We start from the raw sequence: 14,858 nt of genomic DNA on the forward strand, positions 1-14,858 counted from the left end.
GTGTTGAAAACAAAGCGGGCTCCTGTGGGGTCCGCTTTTTTTCAGGCCAATCGGGTGGATTCAGCCCGCGCAGGCGGCTTTTGATGCCTGCCTCCCCCGTTTTCGGAGTTCTCCCATGACCGATTTTTTACAACTCTTTTTCAGTGGCCTGGCCACGGGCAGCATTTATGCGCTGGTGGCTTTGGGCTTCACCTTGCTGTGGCAAGCGTCTGGCACGATCAATTTCGCGCAAGGCGAATTCGTGATGCTGCCCGCCTTCATGATGGTGATGCTGCTGAGCTCCGGTTTGTCGCTGTATTTCGCCTTTGCGCTGAGCATCGTTTTGTCGGTGGTGGTTTTGGGTTGGTTGTTCAAACGCGGTTTGGTGGACCCCTTGTTCAAGTACGGCATGATGCCCATCGTTGTGGCCACCATTGGCCTGTCGATCGCCATGCGCAACGGTGTGCGGGCGGGTTACAGCGCCGAACCACACCCATTTCCGCAGGTCTTCCCTGACTTTATTTTTGATGTCGCGGGGGTCACCTTTTCTGCCGGTGACGTTGGCACCTTCGTCTTCGCCATGGTGCTGGTGCTGGTGACGCAGGCATTTTTGAGTAAAACCGTCACAGGCCGCGCGATGCAAGCCGTCGCACAAAACACCGAAAGCGCTTCGGTGTTGGGCATCAATGTACCGCGCATGATTTTCTACACCTTCGCGATCAACGCAATCCTGGCCGCAGCGGCGGCCTTGCTGGTGACCCCCACTTACTTGGCCAAGTTCGACATGGGCGAGGGTTTGGGTACCAAGGCCTTCTTTGCCGCCATCATTGGTGGGTTCACCAATTCACGCGGCGCGCTGGTCGGTGGTTTGCTGGTGGGCGTCAGTGAAAACCTGGCTGCGGCCTACATTTCTTCGGCTTACAAAGATGCTGTCGCTTTGATCCTTTTCATGGTGGTGATCCTGTTCAAGCCACAAGGTTTGCTGGGCAAAAAAGAGGAGCGCAAAGTATGAAAAAGCTCAACCTCTTGTTCGCAGCGCTGGCGCTGGCCGCGCTGATCATCGCGCCGAGTTTTCTGAAGAACTACGGCATCCACATGTTCACCACCTGGCTGGTGTTCATCATCGCCACCATGGGCCTGAACCTCACCGTGGGTTATGCCGGTCAGAAATCGCTGGGTCATGCCGCCTTCTTTGGCATCGGGGCCTACACCGTGGCCATCTTTCTCAAGGCGGGCTTGAGCTTCTGGCTCGGCCTGCCGGTGGCCGCTTTGTTCTGCTTTGTGGTGGGTTTGGCCCTGGGGTTCCCGGCGCTGCGTGTGCAGACCATCTATCTGGCCTTTGCGACTCTGGGCTTCAATACCGCGCTGTGGTTGGTGATGCGTAACGAGGAGTGGCTCACAGGCGGCACCTTCGGCATCAACAACATCGCACGGCCCAGCCTGGGCGGCATCAGCTTGGATGGGAACTTGGCGTATTACTACTTGGTTTTGGGTTTCGCCATCGTGCTGGCCCTGCTTTTGTGGGGCTTGCTGCGCTCCCCTTGGGGCAAAGCGTTCACAGCGCTGCGCGACAACCCCATCCGCGCCGAGAGCCTGGGCATCGACACCCGCAGCTACACGTTGCTGAGCTTCGCGATTGGAGCCGTCTATGCCGGTGTCGCGGGTGGTCTGTATGCCTCGCAAGTCGGCTTCATTGACCCCGCACTCTTCACGGTCGGCGCCTCCATCATGATGTACCTGATGGTGGTGGTGGGCGGTCCTGGTTATTTCCTTGGCCCCATTCTTGGCTCTGCGGTGGGGGTGGTGTTGCCTGAATGGTTGCGCTTTGCCCAGGCGTGGTATTTGTTTGTCTTTGGCACGGCGGTGGTTGTGCTCATGATTTGGCTGCCCGATGGTTTGCTCAGCATTCCTGATCGCATCAAAGCCCGTCGCCAATCACGCGCAGCGTCGGCCGATCGTGCCGCCGCAGGCCAAGGAGTCAAAGCATGACCGCGCCCGTCCTCAAAGTCACCCACATGAAGAAGGCCTATGGGGCCATCCAAGCCGTCGGTGGGGTCTCTTTTGAAGTCTACCCAGGTGAAATCTTTGGTGTGATCGGCCCCAACGGTTCGGGCAAGACCACCTTGTTCAACAGCATGCTGGGCCAGATCACACCCGATGAGGGCAAGATCGAGCTGAACGGACAAGATGTGACCACACTCGGTCCGCTGGCCTTGAACCGTCTTGGCGTGGGCCGCACCTTTCAGACGCTGCAGGTGTTTGGCAAGATGACCGTGCGCGACAACCTGATCGTGGCCGCGCAAGAACACCAAGGCAGCATGTTCAGCCGCATGTTCGCCCCCAGTGACTCTGGGCTGGGGGACAAGGCTGACGCGCTGATCGACCAGTTCCACATTCGCCATGTGGCCGACAAGAAAGCCGGTGAGCTGAGCTACGGCCAGCAAAAGCTGGTGGACATCGCCATGGCCTTCATGAGCGAGCCCGATCTGGTTTTGCTCGACGAGCCTTGTGCCGGTGTGAACCCGTCGCTCGTGGGCGGCATCAGCACCTTGCTCAAAGAATTGAACCAGACGCGCGGGGGCAGCTTTGTGGTGATCGAACACAACATGGACTTCGTGATGGACTTGTGCCACCGCATCATGGTCATGGTGGAAGGTCAGGTTTTGGCCATTGGCACGCCCGATGAAATTCGTGCCAACAAGCAGGTACTCGACGCTTATTTGGGGAACTGACATGACCGCACACACCACCGATACCTGCATCGAATTTGACGATGTGGTCGCAGGCTACAAGGATTTCATGATCCTGAACAACCTGTCGTTCAGCGTGCCCAAAGGCTCGATCACTTTGTTGATCGGTCCCAACGGCGCGGGCAAGTCCACCGTGCTCAAAACCCTTTTTGGCTTGCTCAAGCCCCGTCAGGGCAAGGTCTTGCTCAACGGTAAGGACATCACGGGGGCTTCTCAGAAATCTTTGCTGGCCGATGGCATCGCTTTTGTGCCCCAGGGCCGAAATTTATTTGGCCAACTCAGCGTGTATGAGAACTTGGAGTTGGGTGGCATCACATTGGGGATGAAGACGACGCATGAACGCATTCCGGAGGTTTTGGATTTTTTCCCGCGCGTCAAGGAACGCATGAATTCGCGCGCCTCCGCTTTGTCGGGTGGCGAGCAAAAGCAGCTGGAAATCGGCCGTGCCTTGCTGCTGCGCCCCAAGGTCTTGTTGATCGATGAACCCTCCATTGGCCTGTCGCCCATCGTGGTGCAGGATGTTTTCAAGTTGTTGCGCAAACTGGCCGACCAAGGCACCACGGTGCTGATGGTCGAGCAAAACGTCAAGAGTGCCCTCAAGTACTCCGACCACGCCATCGCCTTGGAGTCGGGTCGTTTGGTGCTCTACAAATCGGCGGCGGAGATCTTGGCCGATCCGCAGATGGAGCGTTTGTTCCTGGGCGGAGCGCACACCACCTCGGCGGCGACCAGCACGCCCTGAGTGCTTAAAGCAGCGGGCGAAGGCTGTGGGCGGCCTCTTGAAGCACCGGCAAAACACGGTTGAGTGCGTGGTCGGTTTCTTCTCGGTTGATCGGCATGGTGATGCTGATCGCACCGAGAACATGGTTTTGTCTGTCCAGAAGTGGCACGGCAATGCCCCTGAAGTTGAGCTCCAGTTGCTGTTCAGACACCGACCATCCTTGGCGTTTGAAGCCTGTCAGCGTCTCCTTCAATTCGGTCTTGTTGGTCAAGGTGAACGAGGTGAATGCGCGCAAGTCATAGGTCTTCATCCATTCATCGATGAAGGCTTCGTCGCTGTAGGCCAGCATGATCATGCCCGCTGCCGTCACCTGCGTAGGCACGCGGGTGCCGGTCATGTAGCCGCTGGCCATGTGCCGCTGCAAGCCGCTGCGGGCGATGAAGATCGTGTCGTCACCATCGAGCACGCCCAGGTAAGCGATCTCCTCGGTGCCCGCCGTGATGCGCTGCAAAAAGGGCTGAACCAGGCGCGGCAAGCGTGCCGACTCCAAATAGGCATGGCCCAGCCGCAAGATGCGTGGCATCAGCCAATACAGCTTGCCGTCTGTGCCGACATAGCCCAGATGGACCAGTGTTTTCAAGTACCGCCTGGCCGCCGTGCGGGTCATCCCGCAGCGCTCGCCCATTTCGGTGGCCGTCAGGCGCGGGTGCGCAGCGTCAAAGGCCTCGATGATGTGAAGACCTTTTTCAAGCCCGGCAATCCAGTCGCGTGGATCAAGGGCTTCTTGGGAGCTGGACATGGGCGCTTTCTATCTGAAACATCAATCCATTCCAATATACCCAATCTTCGAGCCTCTGGCCGTTTCAGCGTCTGGCCCCAGCGGTTCGCCTATACTTGTTAAATGAACCAATTGGTACATATGCCTGAGGCAGATCTTCCGAGTCCCGAGATGGTCAAAGAGCCTGGCCGCACCAATGACCCGGCCCGGACCATGGCCGAAATTTTGGCGGTGGCCACACACGAGTTTGCCGACAAGGGCCTGAGCGGGGCCCGCATCGATGCGATTGCGGCCGCCACGCGCACCAGCAAGCGCATGATCTATTACTACTTCGGCAGCAAGGACGGTTTGTACTTGGCGGTGCTGGAGGAAGCTTATCGGCGCATGCGTGCCATCGAGTCTGACTTGCATCTGGACGACTTGCCGCCCACCGAAGCCTTGCAAAAGCTGGTGGAGTTCACGTATGACCACCACCGCGACAACGAAGACTTCATCCGCTTGGTGATGAATGAAAACATCCAGCGTGGTGACTATTTGCGCCAGAGCCACAGTATTCAGCAGCTCAATACCAAGGCCATCGAGTCGGTGCGGGATGTGTACGACCGGGGGGTTGCGCAGGGCTTATTCAGGTCAGGGCTTGACCCGGTGGACATCCACTCTGCCATCTCTGCATTCACGTTTTTCAACGTATCGAACCGGCACACGTTTGGCCTGATTTTCCAGGACCGCGCCAGTCAGGACAAGGCCAACACCCTCAAGCGTGGGCATGTGGTAGAGCTGATCTTGCGCTTTGTCAGCCATTCAATTTCGGCATAACTGCTAGGTGTTTGGCGGGTTTTTTACTCAGGGTTTCCACTGTGATTTAAAAACTAACTAGTTCGTACATTAGTGGAAGTCTTCATCAGGGGCGATGTGTTGATTCAAAAATTCTTAGACAACTTTTCAAAATTACTGTGCGCTGTCATGGCCGCTTGTTTGGCGGTGATGGTGGTGTTGGTCTTTGGCAACGTGGTCATGCGCTATGCCTTCAACTCGGGGCTGACCATGTCCGAAGAGTTGTCCCGCTGGTTGTTTGTGTGGATGACCTTTTTGGGGGCGATCGTGGCCCTGAAGGAGCGCGGCCACTTGGGCACTGACATGTTGGTGAGCAAGTTGGGTCCGGCGGGCAAGAAGTTCTGCTTGGCACTGTCCCATGTCTTGATGCTTTACATCTGTTGGCTCTTGTTCAAAGGCGCCTACCAGCAAACCTTGATCAACCTGGACAGCACCAGTGCGGTGATGGAAGTGTCCATGGCTTGGGTCTATGCGCCCGGCGTGGTGTTCGCTGTATTGGGGGGTCTGATTTTGTGGATCGAATTGCTGCGCTTGCTCACCGGTCAAGTGCGCGATGAGGACCTGGTGATGATCCAGGAAACCGAAGAATCGCCTCACAGCGGCCACAAAGCCTGAGTGCGACGGAGATAAATATGACGATCGCAGTTTTTGTTTTTTCTCTGCTCGGGGCCATGGCCATCGGGATTCCCATCGCATTTGCTTTGCTCTTGTGCGGTGTGGCCTTGATGTGGCACCTGAACATGTTTGACGCGCAGATCCTTGCGCAAAACTTGCTCGAAGGCGCCAACAGCTTTCCTTTGTTGGCCGTGCCGTTTTTCATGTTGGCCGGAGAAGTGATGAACGCGGGCGGCTTGTCGCGCCGCATCGTGAACTTTGCGATGGCCTGCGTGGGCCACATCAAAGGCGGTTTGGGTTACGTGACCATCATGGCCGCCGTGATCATGGCCGCCTTGTCGGGTTCGGCTGTGGCCGATGCTGCGGCGCTCTCGGCCTTGCTCTTGCCGATGATGGTGGCGGCGGGCCATGACCGGGCTCGCTCGGCAGGGTTGATCGCTTCGGCCGGCATCATCGCCCCGGTGATCCCGCCCAGCATTGGTTTTGTGATTTTCGGTGTGGCGGGCAATGTGTCCATTTCCAAGCTGTTCATGGCCGGCATCGTGCCGGGCATCCTGCTGGGGGCTTCGCTGTGGATCACTTGGTGGTGGTTGGCGCGGCGCGAGGTGGTGCAGGTGCCCCCACGGAAAAACATGGGTGAGATTCTGGTGGCCATGCGCGAAGCCACTTGGGCACTGGTGATGCCGCTCATCGTCGTTTTTGGCTTGAAGTTCGGAGTGTTCACCCCGACCGAAGCGGCGGTGGTGGCGGCTGTTTACGCCTTGTTCATTTCCACTTTTGTTTACCGCGAACTGAGTTTGAAAGACCTGTACCCGCTGTTTGTGAATTCGGCCAAGACGAGCGCCATTGTGATGTTTTTGGTCGCAGCGGCCATGGTCTCGGCTTGGCTCATCACGGTGGCCAATTTGCCTGCGCAACTGATCGAGTTGCTCCAGCCCCTGCTCGACAGCCCTCGTTTGCTGATGCTGACCATCATGGTCATCACCATGGTGGTGGGCACGGCCCTCGACATGACGCCAACCATTTTGTTGTTGACCCCCGTGCTGATGCCGGTCGTCAAAGCGGCGGGCATTGACCCGGTTTACTTCGGTGTGCTGTTCATCATCAACAACGCCATTGGCCTGATCACCCCGCCTGTCGGCACGGTGCTCAATGCGGTGGCGGGTGTGGGGAAAATCAGCATGGACGAAGTCACGCGCGGTGTGATGCCCTTCATGATTGCCCAGTTCATCATCATGTTTGCCATGGTGGCATTCCCGGCACTGGTGATGGTGCCCGCGCGTTGGTTCTATTGATTCCCGGGTGTGGTTGTCTGATCGGGTACGCCTGACGACCATCCCTCTCATGCACAGCGTACGTCCTTCTTTATTCTGGAGACCCTTCATGAAACGTGTATTCATCAAGTCCTTGATCGCCACCGTGGCGCTGGCCGCCATGGGTGTGGCCTCGGCGCAAGACAGGACCATCAAGTTCGCCAACCAGAACGCGCCGGGCCACCCCATCGTCCAGGGCATGGAGAAGTTCAAGGAGATCGTCGAGAAGCAATCCGGCGGCAAACTCAAGGTCAACCTGTTCCCCGCGGGCGCCTTGGGCAGTGACCAAGCCAACGTCTCGGCCATTCAGGGCGGTACTTTGGAGATGGCCTCGATGAATTCGGGCATCTTCGCCTCGCAGGTCAAAGACTTTGCCGTTTTTGATTTCCCCTTCATGTTCGCCAGTGGTCAAGAAGCGGATGCTGTGGTGGACGGCGCCTTCGGCAAGAAGATGCATGCCAAGCTGGAAGAGAAGGGCTTGGTCGGTCTGGGCTACTACGAGCTGGGTTTTCGCAACCTGACCAATGGACGCCGTGCCATCAACAAAGTGTCGGACATCGACGGTTTGAAATTGCGCGTCATCCCCAACCCCATCAACGTGGATTGGGTCAAGGCCTTGGGTGCGAACCCTACACCGCTGCCATTTCCTGAGTTGTACGCTGCACTGGAACAGAAAGCCGTGGACGGACAAGAAAATCCAGTGGCCACCATCAACGGTGCCAAGCTCTACGAAGTCCAAAAGCACCTGGCTCTGACGGGTCACCAGTACAACCCACAGTCAGTCGTGATCAGCAAGAAGTTCTGGGACACCTTGTCTGCGGCTGAGAAGAAGATTGTCTCCGACGCCGTGACCGAGTCGTCCAAGTTCCAGCGCACCCAGGCCCGTGCCCAGGAAGCCAGTTTGTTGGACAACCTGAAGAAAAATGGCATGCAAGTGACCACATTGCCTGCTGCCGAAGTGGCCATTTTGCGTGACAAGATGAAGCCTGTGATTGCCAAGCATGGTGAGCCGATCGCCGCCACCGTGGCCGAGTTGCAGACCGAGCTGGCCAAGTTGCGCAAATAATGGCCATGGGTCTCGGGTCCGGTTTGCCGGATTCAAGGCCCAACACACTCTGGGTCAAATGGTTTTGACCCAGAGCTTTTTTCTATTGGAGTTCTCATGAAAGTCTTGATGTTGCATGGCGTGAACCACAACATGTTTGGGAAACGTGATCCCCAGCAATACGGCACCATCACGCTGGATGAAATCAACGCCAGCTTGCATGCACTGGGCCGCGAGTTGGGTGCGCAAGTCGAGTGCTACCAGACCAACCACGAAGGCGACATGTGCGAGCGCATTCACCAAGCCTACTTTGACAATGTCGATGCCGTGCTGATCAACGCGGGTGCCTGGACGCATTACAGCTACGCCATTCGCGACGCTCTGGCTGTGCTGACTTGCCCCATCGTGGAGTTGCACATGTCCAATATCCATGCCCGCGAAGCATTCCGTCACCACTCGGTTTTGGCCGAAATTGTGAAGGGCCAGATCTGCGGCTTTGGCGCGGACAGCTATTTGCTGGCGCTGCGTGCAGGCGTTTCAGCCGCCCAAACCAAATAATTGGATTTTTTGCCCCCATGATCAACGGCCATACCGAGCTCATCGCCCACATCGGTTACCCCACGCACACGTTCAAGTCGCCGATGATTTACAACCCCTACTTTGAGGAGTCGGGTATCAATGCGGTGGTGGTGCCCATGGGTTGCCAAAGCGAGAACTATCCGACTTTTCTGAAGTCGGTGTTCACCTTGGAGAACATTCGGGGCGCTTTGATCACCATGCCGCACAAGGTCAGCACGGTGGGTTTGCTGGACGAGGTGACTGCCACGGTCCGGGTCGCCGGCGCCTGCAACGCGGTCAAACGCCTGCCCGATGGGCGTCTGGTGGGTGACATGTTCGACGGGGCTGGTTTTGTGCGTGGGGTGCAGCGCAAGGGTTTTGATCTCACAGCCAAGCGTGTGCTGGTCGTGGGCACGGGCGGGGTGGGTTGCGCCATCGCCGCTTCGCTGGCCGGTGCAGGCATTGCCGCCATCAGCTTGTTCGATGTCAACACCGAGGGCTGTGAGGCCTTGGCCCAACGCCTCCAAACGCATTACCCGCAGATCGAGGTGCGCACGGGCAGCAACGATCCTGCAGCGCATGACTTGGTGGTCAACGCCACCCCCATGGGCATGAATGAAGGTGATCCGCTGCCCATGGACGTGTCGCGCTTGTCGCCTGAGACGTTTGTGGGTGAAGTCGTCATGAAAGCCGAGACGACAGCGTTTTTGGCCGCAGCGCAGGCGCGTGGCTGCCGCACCCAAGTGGGCGCGGACATGCTGTATGAACAAATACCGGCGTATCTCGAGTTTTTCGGCTTGCCGACGACCACTGCCGAAGTCTTGCGCCGCTTGGCCCGCTTGAGTTATTGAGCCTTGAATGTCGAAACTGAGCGACGAACTGGAGACCCGAGATGACCCTGAACAGAGTTGACCGCGAAGCTGTCCCCGAAATGCCCAACCGACTGGGCATTGCGGGCATTGAGTTCATTGAATACGCCACCAGCCGCCCACAAGCGCTGGGCCAAGTGTTGGAGCGCATGGGCTTTCGCCCCATCGCTCGACACCGCTCTCGCGAAGTCACGCTCTACAGGCAAGGCGGCATGAACTTGGTGGTGAACGCCAGCCCCGATGACGCTCGGGTCAGCGCCACCGTGGACGGTCAGCCTGTGATGTCGGCGGTGGCCTTTCGGGTGCAGGACGCTCTCAAGGCGCACACACGCTGCCTGGACTTGGGCGCTTGGGGCGTTGACAGCCATGCGCAGGCCATGGAGTTGCACATCCCGGCCATCCATGGTCCCGGCGGCAGTCGTTTCTACTTTGTGGACCGTTGGCAGGAGTTTTCAATCTATGACATTGACTTCAAACCGATTCCCACCGTCGACCCCCACCCGCCAGCTCTGGCGGGGATGAGCTACTTTGGCGTGGTGCAGTACATCGGTGCCGCTCGCAGTGCCGATTGGCAGACCTACTACGAACACATGTTCGATTTCACCGCCATCCCTGACGATGAGCGCTTTGGCATCTTGCCCAAAGGCAAGCTGATGAAAAGTCCTTGCGGCACCTTCTTGTGGCAATTGATTGAGCCTGAGCCTTGGATGGACACCGACGACGGCCCCGAGTGTTTGCAGCGCATCGGTTTTGGCGTGCCCGATGTGGGCCAAGCCGTGGTGGCACTCAAGGCCAGGGGCGTGGAGTTCGTCGAATCCACCCGCTTGCACCCGGAGGACCGGGGCGCATTGACCCGCGCCACTTTGGGTTCGGTGGCTTTTGAGCTCGTCCACCAGTGAGCCGCGCCATGAACTTGCTGGACGGTTACGGCATGGACACCATCACCATGGCCGGCACCTTGGAGGCCAAGCTGGCCGCCATGAAAGGGGCTGGTTTTTCCCAGGTGATGCTCATGGCCCGCGATTTGGTGACGCACCCGGGTGGCGTGAAGGCCGCAGTGGACGCCGTGCGCCAAAGCGGCATGCGCCCCACCGGGTTTCAGGTGCTGCGTGACTTTGAAGGCTTGTCAGGTCACCTGCACAGCTACAAGTTGGACATCGCCAAGTCCATGCTCGAGATGTGTGCCGCCACGGGCAGTCAAGTCCTGTTGGCCTGCTCGTCCACTTCGCGCCACGCAACGCAGGATTTGGACCTCATTGCGGCGGATCTGAAAAAACTGGCGATGCTGGCCGTGCCCTTGGGCATCAAGGTGGCTTATGAGGCCTTGTCGTGGGGCCGCACCGTCAACGAATTCCCCACCAGTTGGGACGTGGTGTGCCGTGCCGATTGTCCCAACTTAGGGATTGGTATCGATTCTTTTCACATCTTTGCAGCGAAAACGCCGCTCGATCCCATCGAGGAGCTGGATCCGGCCAAAATTTTCTTGGTCCAACTGTCGGACTTCATGTGGCAGGAAACGCCCACCTTCGAGGAGCGCATGACAACGGCGCGCACTTTCCGGGTGTTTCCAGGCGAAGGCGTGCACAGTGAGCAGTTGGCCGATCTGGTTTTGCGCCTCGATCGCATCGGCTACCGGGGAGATTACAGTTTTGAGGTGTTCAACGACGACTACCAGCAGCTGCCCCTGGAGACCGTGGCCGCGCGTGCACGCCAGAGTGCCTTGTGGCTGCACCAAGATGTGTTGCACAAATCGGCGCCGCTGCCCGCTTGGAGCCGCCAACAGAGCTGATCATCTTGAGTTTGGCAGTGGGTTCGCGCCGAAAGGGCTGCTGCCATGAGGTGTTCATACATGGGTTTGCTGGGTTTTTCTGATCGATTTGAAGACCCGAACAGCTTGACTCGGTCGGGCTATGATGCAGCGCATGAAAAACCGTCAATTGGCCTCTTTTTCCGTCAGCGCCATCGGCCTGGGCTGCATGAACCTCAGCCACGCTTATGGCACACCCGTGTCGGCCGTACAAGCCGAGCGCGTCTTGTTGACCGCCTTGGACCAAGGTGTCACCTTTTTTGATACCGCCGCTTTGTACGGCTTTGGCGCCAACGAAACATTGGTCGGCAAAGTCTTGAAGCCACACCGTCAACGGTTCACCTTGGCCAGCAAATGCGGCATGCAAGGCGTAGAACAAAGTGATGGCAGCAAGGTCCGCGTGATCGACGGCCGCCCAGAGACGATAAAAAAGACGTGTGAAGACGCACTGCGCCGTCTGCAGACCGATGTGATCGATGTGTATTACCTGCATCGCTGGGACAAGAAAGTACCCATCGAAGACAGCGTGGGCGCCTTGAGTGATCTGGTGCGGCAAGGCAAGATCCAAACCATCGGTTTGTCCGAGGTGTCGGCGGGCACGCTGCGCAAAGCGCATGCGGTGCACCCCATTGCCGCCGTTCAAACCGAATACTCCTTGTGGACGCGCAACCCCGAAATTGCGGTGCTGCAAGCTTGTCGTGACTTGGGCGTGGCCTTTGTGGCTTTCAGCCCTGTGGCCAGGGGGTTTTTGTGTGGCGCTGCACTCGACATTGCGGGCTTGGATGCGAAGGACATCCGCCGCAGCATGCCCCGCTTCCATCCTGAAAACTACGCGGCCAACTTGAAACTGTTGCCCGCCTACCATGCGCTGGCCCAGGAGGCGGGCTGTAGCCCCTCTCAGTTGGCGTTGGCTTGGTTGTTGCACAAAGGGGATGACATCATTCCCATTCCCGGCACCACCTCGGTGGACCATTTGCTGGATGACTTGGCTTCGGTCAATGTGAAACTGGACCCGACCTTCATGGCGCGATTGGAAGCGCTGATCAACCAGAACACGGTGGTGGGCGAGCGCTACAACGCGCAGGCCAACAGCGAAGTCGATACCGAGACCTTCGCCTGACCGGGCCAATTTCTTGTGGGCGCAGCGCCCGCGTCGCGTTCCGCCTTGGAGGGGCGGAACGCCTGATCAGGCATCGGGTTGCGCCAGGGGCGCTGCCTGCTTGAACGCATCGAGCTCACCGCAAGCGTGGTCAATGCCACTGATCAGGGGCCAACGGCTCATGTCCACGTTGAAACGCCGCGCGCTTTCCACCTGGGGGATCAAATACACATCGGCCAGGGTGGGGGTGTCGCCAAAGCTGAATCGGCCGCGGGTTTTGTCGGCCGCGATCAAGGCCTCGTAGGCGTCAAACCCGTCGCTGATCCAAGTGCCACACCAGGCGTTGATCGCCGCTTCGTCGGCACCGAACTGCTTGCGCAAGGTTTGCAAAATGCGGCGGTTATTGATCGGGTGGATGTCGCAACCCACCATGGCCGCCAGGGCTCGAACATGGGCCCGCGCTTCTGCGCTTGTGGGCAGCAAGGCGGGGGTCGGGTATTTTTCTTCCAGCCACTCGATGATGGCCGGGGACTGGATCATCACCTGCTCGCCGGTGTCCAAGGCCGGCACCAAGCCTTGTGGGTTGATGGCCTTGAAGGCCTCTTTTTGTTGCTCATCCACCCGCAGGTCGATGGCTGCATAGTCGGTGGCGATGCCTTTGAGGTTCAGGGCTATGCGCAGGCGGTGAGAAGTGCCGCTTCGAAAAAAACTGTACAACTTCATGGTCTTACTCCGCAGCGCCGATGGTCAAGGCCAACTCGGCCACGCCTTCCACACGGCCGGTGATGTGGTCGCCCGTGACGACCGCACCCACGCCTTCTGGGGTTCCGGTGTAGATCAGGTCGCCGGGCTGCAGGTGGTAGTAGGTGGACAGGTCGGCGATGATTTCGCGGATGTTCCAGATCAGCTTGTCCACGTTGGACGACTGCTTTGTGCTGCCGTTGACTTCGAGTGCAATGGCGCCGCGCTCGATCACCATACCGGGCATGGGCACGATGTGTGAGCAGACCGAGCCTTGTTCGATGTCTTTGCCCGTGTCCCAAGGGCGGCCCTTGTCACGCGCGACCAATTGCAGGTCGCGGCGGGTCATGTCCAAGCCTGCGGCGTAGCCATAGACCAGCTCATGCGCGTTGGCCTCGCTCACGCGAAATCCGGCTTTGCCAATGGCCAGCACCAGTTCCATTTCAAAATGGTAGTTGTGGGTGCGGGGGGGGTAGGCTACTGTGGCACCGCTTTCCACCAAGGTCTGGGGCGACTTGGTGAAGTAGAACGCTTGCTCGACGCTTTTGTCGACTGGGCGGCCCATTTCGACCGCGTGTGCGTGGTAGTTGCGGCCCACGCAAAAGATGCGGTTGATCGCGAAACGCTCCGTTTGGCCGCGAATGGGCAGGGACTGGATGGCTGGGGGAGGGAAGAGGTAGGAGGTCATGGTTCGAAGGGGGTTGTGGGTCAGCCGCGGTTCTCGTAGACGCCCAGTTTGCGGTGCAGTGGTGATTCGTCGGCAATGAACACGAACGCAGACTGGCTGGCGTTCAGGTTTTTGAGCGTCACCGCCTCGTAGCCAGGCGCGCAGCAGGTGTCGGCTTCGGCCAGAGTGAAGGTGCTGGCCACAATCTGAGCCTGCACCGCGCCTTCAATCACATGGAAGACTTGAGCGGGGGAGCGAGCAGGCAGGCGAAGGGTCTGGCCGGGTCGCAGCATGAGGGCGTAAAAGCCCAAAATGTTTTCGGCATCACCACCCGTCTCGGGGTTGGTGTAAGTGACTTGCACTTGTTCTACACCCGCATCGTCGGCGGCCAGTGATTCGAGTGCGGCTTTGGCGTCTTTCCAGGCGTAGCGCAGCATGGGGTAAGCCTTCTTGCTGCGCTCAAACACATGTGAGGGCACCACGCCGCCACGGGCGTATTGCTTGTCGCCTTGTCCGGGCACCACGGATTGTCGGTCGCCGTTGATGTGGTAACTGGCTTCCATGTAATAGACCAGCGGCAGGTCCAGTACGTCGAGCCAGATCACAGGCTCGGTGCCGTCGTGGCCGTGTTCGTGCCACAGGCCGGTGGGTGTGAGGATCAAGTCGCCCCGGCTCATGGGGCATTTTTCGCCGTCCACGGTCGTCCAAGCGCCTTCACCCTCCACCACCATGCGCACCGCGTTGGGCGTGTGGCGGTGGCTGGGGGCCCATTCGCCAGGCATGAGCAGTTGCATGCCCAGGTACATGGCGGCCGAGGCCTGCATTTTGTCCAGGCCGTGCCCTGGGTTGGCCAGCACCAGCACGCGGCGCTCGGCTTTTTCGATCGGGGTCAGTTCTCCGGCTTTGAGCAGCAGTGGCTTGATGTCTTGGTAAGCCCAGCAAGTCGGCTGGGTTTGGCGGGTGGGCACTTTGGGCGGCAGCACCCCGCGCAAGCTGGGCCACAGGGGCACCAGGTTCACATGGCGCAGGTCTTGCACGTAGTCAGCGGGCAGGTCTTCGATTCGGCCGAGGTCATTCATGGT

The 14,858-nt window shown here is 58.7% G+C and carries 17 protein-coding genes; 13 read left to right on the forward strand and 4 right to left on the reverse strand.

Annotated elements, in window-relative coordinates; translation table 11 throughout:
- Positions 1-115: 115 nt before the first annotated feature.
- Genes ACHEXK_RS04430 through ACHEXK_RS04445 form a run of 4 tightly spaced genes read left to right on the forward strand, consistent with a single transcriptional unit; the run spans position 116 to position 3,471 of the window.
- A complete protein-coding gene (locus ACHEXK_RS04430) occupies positions 116-991 on the forward strand; it encodes a branched-chain amino acid ABC transporter permease (protein ID WP_416548158.1) in 876 nt (291 codons plus the stop codon).
- A complete protein-coding gene (locus ACHEXK_RS04435; RefSeq protein ID WP_416548159.1) occupies positions 988-1,968 on the forward strand; it encodes a branched-chain amino acid ABC transporter permease in 981 nt (326 codons plus the stop codon). The genes ACHEXK_RS04430 and ACHEXK_RS04435 overlap by 4 nt, the downstream gene beginning before the upstream one ends.
- Entirely contained in the window at positions 1,965-2,711 is a 747-nt protein-coding gene (locus ACHEXK_RS04440; protein WP_416548160.1) for an ABC transporter ATP-binding protein, read from the forward strand. Before ACHEXK_RS04435 ends, ACHEXK_RS04440 begins: the two co-directional genes overlap by 4 nt.
- Before the next feature lies 1 nt (position 2,712).
- Positions 2,713-3,471: an ABC transporter ATP-binding protein gene (locus ACHEXK_RS04445; RefSeq protein WP_416548161.1), complete on the forward strand. Its 759-nt coding sequence runs from the start codon at positions 2,713-2,715 to the stop codon at positions 3,469-3,471.
- Positions 3,472-3,475: 4 nt separating this feature from the next.
- Here the strand turns inward: ACHEXK_RS04445 and ACHEXK_RS04450 are convergent, their stop codons facing one another.
- Entirely contained in the window at positions 3,476-4,249 is a 774-nt protein-coding gene (locus ACHEXK_RS04450; protein WP_416548162.1) for an IclR family transcriptional regulator domain-containing protein, read from the reverse strand.
- Between the two features lie 102 nt (positions 4,250-4,351).
- On the opposite strand from ACHEXK_RS04450, the gene ACHEXK_RS04455 reads away from it, so the two are divergent.
- The 9 genes from ACHEXK_RS04455 to ACHEXK_RS04495 all read left to right on the forward strand — a co-directional run bounded on the left by ACHEXK_RS04455 (position 4,352) and on the right by ACHEXK_RS04495 (position 12,389).
- Entirely contained in the window at positions 4,352-5,044 is a 693-nt protein-coding gene (locus ACHEXK_RS04455; protein ID WP_416548163.1) for a TetR/AcrR family transcriptional regulator, read from the forward strand.
- Between the two features lie 147 nt (positions 5,045-5,191).
- Complete coding sequence (locus ACHEXK_RS04460; RefSeq protein WP_416548164.1) at positions 5,192-5,677, forward strand: TRAP transporter small permease; 486 nt, start codon at positions 5,192-5,194, stop codon at positions 5,675-5,677.
- A 17-nt stretch (positions 5,678-5,694) separates the two neighbouring features.
- Positions 5,695-6,972, forward strand: a complete 1,278-nt coding sequence (locus tag ACHEXK_RS04465) for a TRAP transporter large permease subunit (RefSeq protein ID WP_416548165.1) — start codon at positions 5,695-5,697, stop codon at positions 6,970-6,972.
- An 88-nt stretch (positions 6,973-7,060) separates the two neighbouring features.
- Complete coding sequence (locus ACHEXK_RS04470) at positions 7,061-8,056, forward strand: TRAP transporter substrate-binding protein (RefSeq protein WP_416548166.1); 996 nt, start codon at positions 7,061-7,063, stop codon at positions 8,054-8,056.
- Between the two features lie 96 nt (positions 8,057-8,152).
- Positions 8,153-8,593 (forward strand): type II 3-dehydroquinate dehydratase, encoded by a 441-nt coding sequence (gene aroQ, locus ACHEXK_RS04475; RefSeq protein WP_416548167.1) that lies wholly within the window; start codon positions 8,153-8,155, stop codon positions 8,591-8,593.
- A gap of 17 nt (positions 8,594-8,610) precedes the next feature.
- Positions 8,611-9,444, forward strand: coding sequence for a shikimate dehydrogenase family protein (locus ACHEXK_RS04480; protein WP_416548168.1), 834 nt, complete (start codon positions 8,611-8,613; stop codon positions 9,442-9,444).
- A 41-nt stretch (positions 9,445-9,485) separates the two neighbouring features.
- Positions 9,486-10,361: a 4-hydroxyphenylpyruvate dioxygenase gene (locus tag ACHEXK_RS04485; protein ID WP_416548169.1), complete on the forward strand. Its 876-nt coding sequence runs from the start codon at positions 9,486-9,488 to the stop codon at positions 10,359-10,361.
- An 8-nt stretch (positions 10,362-10,369) separates the two neighbouring features.
- On the forward strand, positions 10,370-11,251 hold the full coding sequence (locus ACHEXK_RS04490) for a sugar phosphate isomerase/epimerase family protein (RefSeq protein ID WP_416548170.1): 882 nt from the start codon (positions 10,370-10,372) through the stop codon (positions 11,249-11,251).
- Positions 11,252-11,384: 133 nt separating this feature from the next.
- A complete protein-coding gene (locus ACHEXK_RS04495) occupies positions 11,385-12,389 on the forward strand; it encodes an aldo/keto reductase (protein ID WP_416548171.1) in 1,005 nt (334 codons plus the stop codon).
- A 66-nt stretch (positions 12,390-12,455) separates the two neighbouring features.
- Here the strand turns inward: ACHEXK_RS04495 and maiA are convergent, their stop codons facing one another.
- The 3 genes from maiA to ACHEXK_RS04510 are packed head-to-tail and all read right to left on the reverse strand — an operon-like array spanning position 12,456 to position 14,855.
- A complete protein-coding gene (maiA, locus tag ACHEXK_RS04500; protein WP_416548172.1) occupies positions 12,456-13,091 on the reverse strand; it encodes a maleylacetoacetate isomerase in 636 nt (211 codons plus the stop codon).
- A 4-nt stretch (positions 13,092-13,095) separates the two neighbouring features.
- Positions 13,096-13,797, reverse strand: coding sequence for a fumarylacetoacetate hydrolase family protein (locus ACHEXK_RS04505; RefSeq protein ID WP_416548173.1), 702 nt, complete (start codon positions 13,795-13,797; stop codon positions 13,096-13,098).
- Positions 13,798-13,817: 20 nt separating this feature from the next.
- Positions 13,818-14,855, reverse strand: a complete 1,038-nt coding sequence (locus tag ACHEXK_RS04510; RefSeq protein WP_416548174.1) for a cupin domain-containing protein — start codon at positions 14,853-14,855, stop codon at positions 13,818-13,820.
- Positions 14,856-14,858: the final 3 nt, after the last annotated feature.

Origin of the sequence: Limnohabitans sp. DCL3 (assembly GCF_048019295.1) — a bacterium.
Lineage (GTDB): Bacteria > Pseudomonadota > Gammaproteobacteria > Burkholderiales > Burkholderiaceae_C > Limnohabitans_A.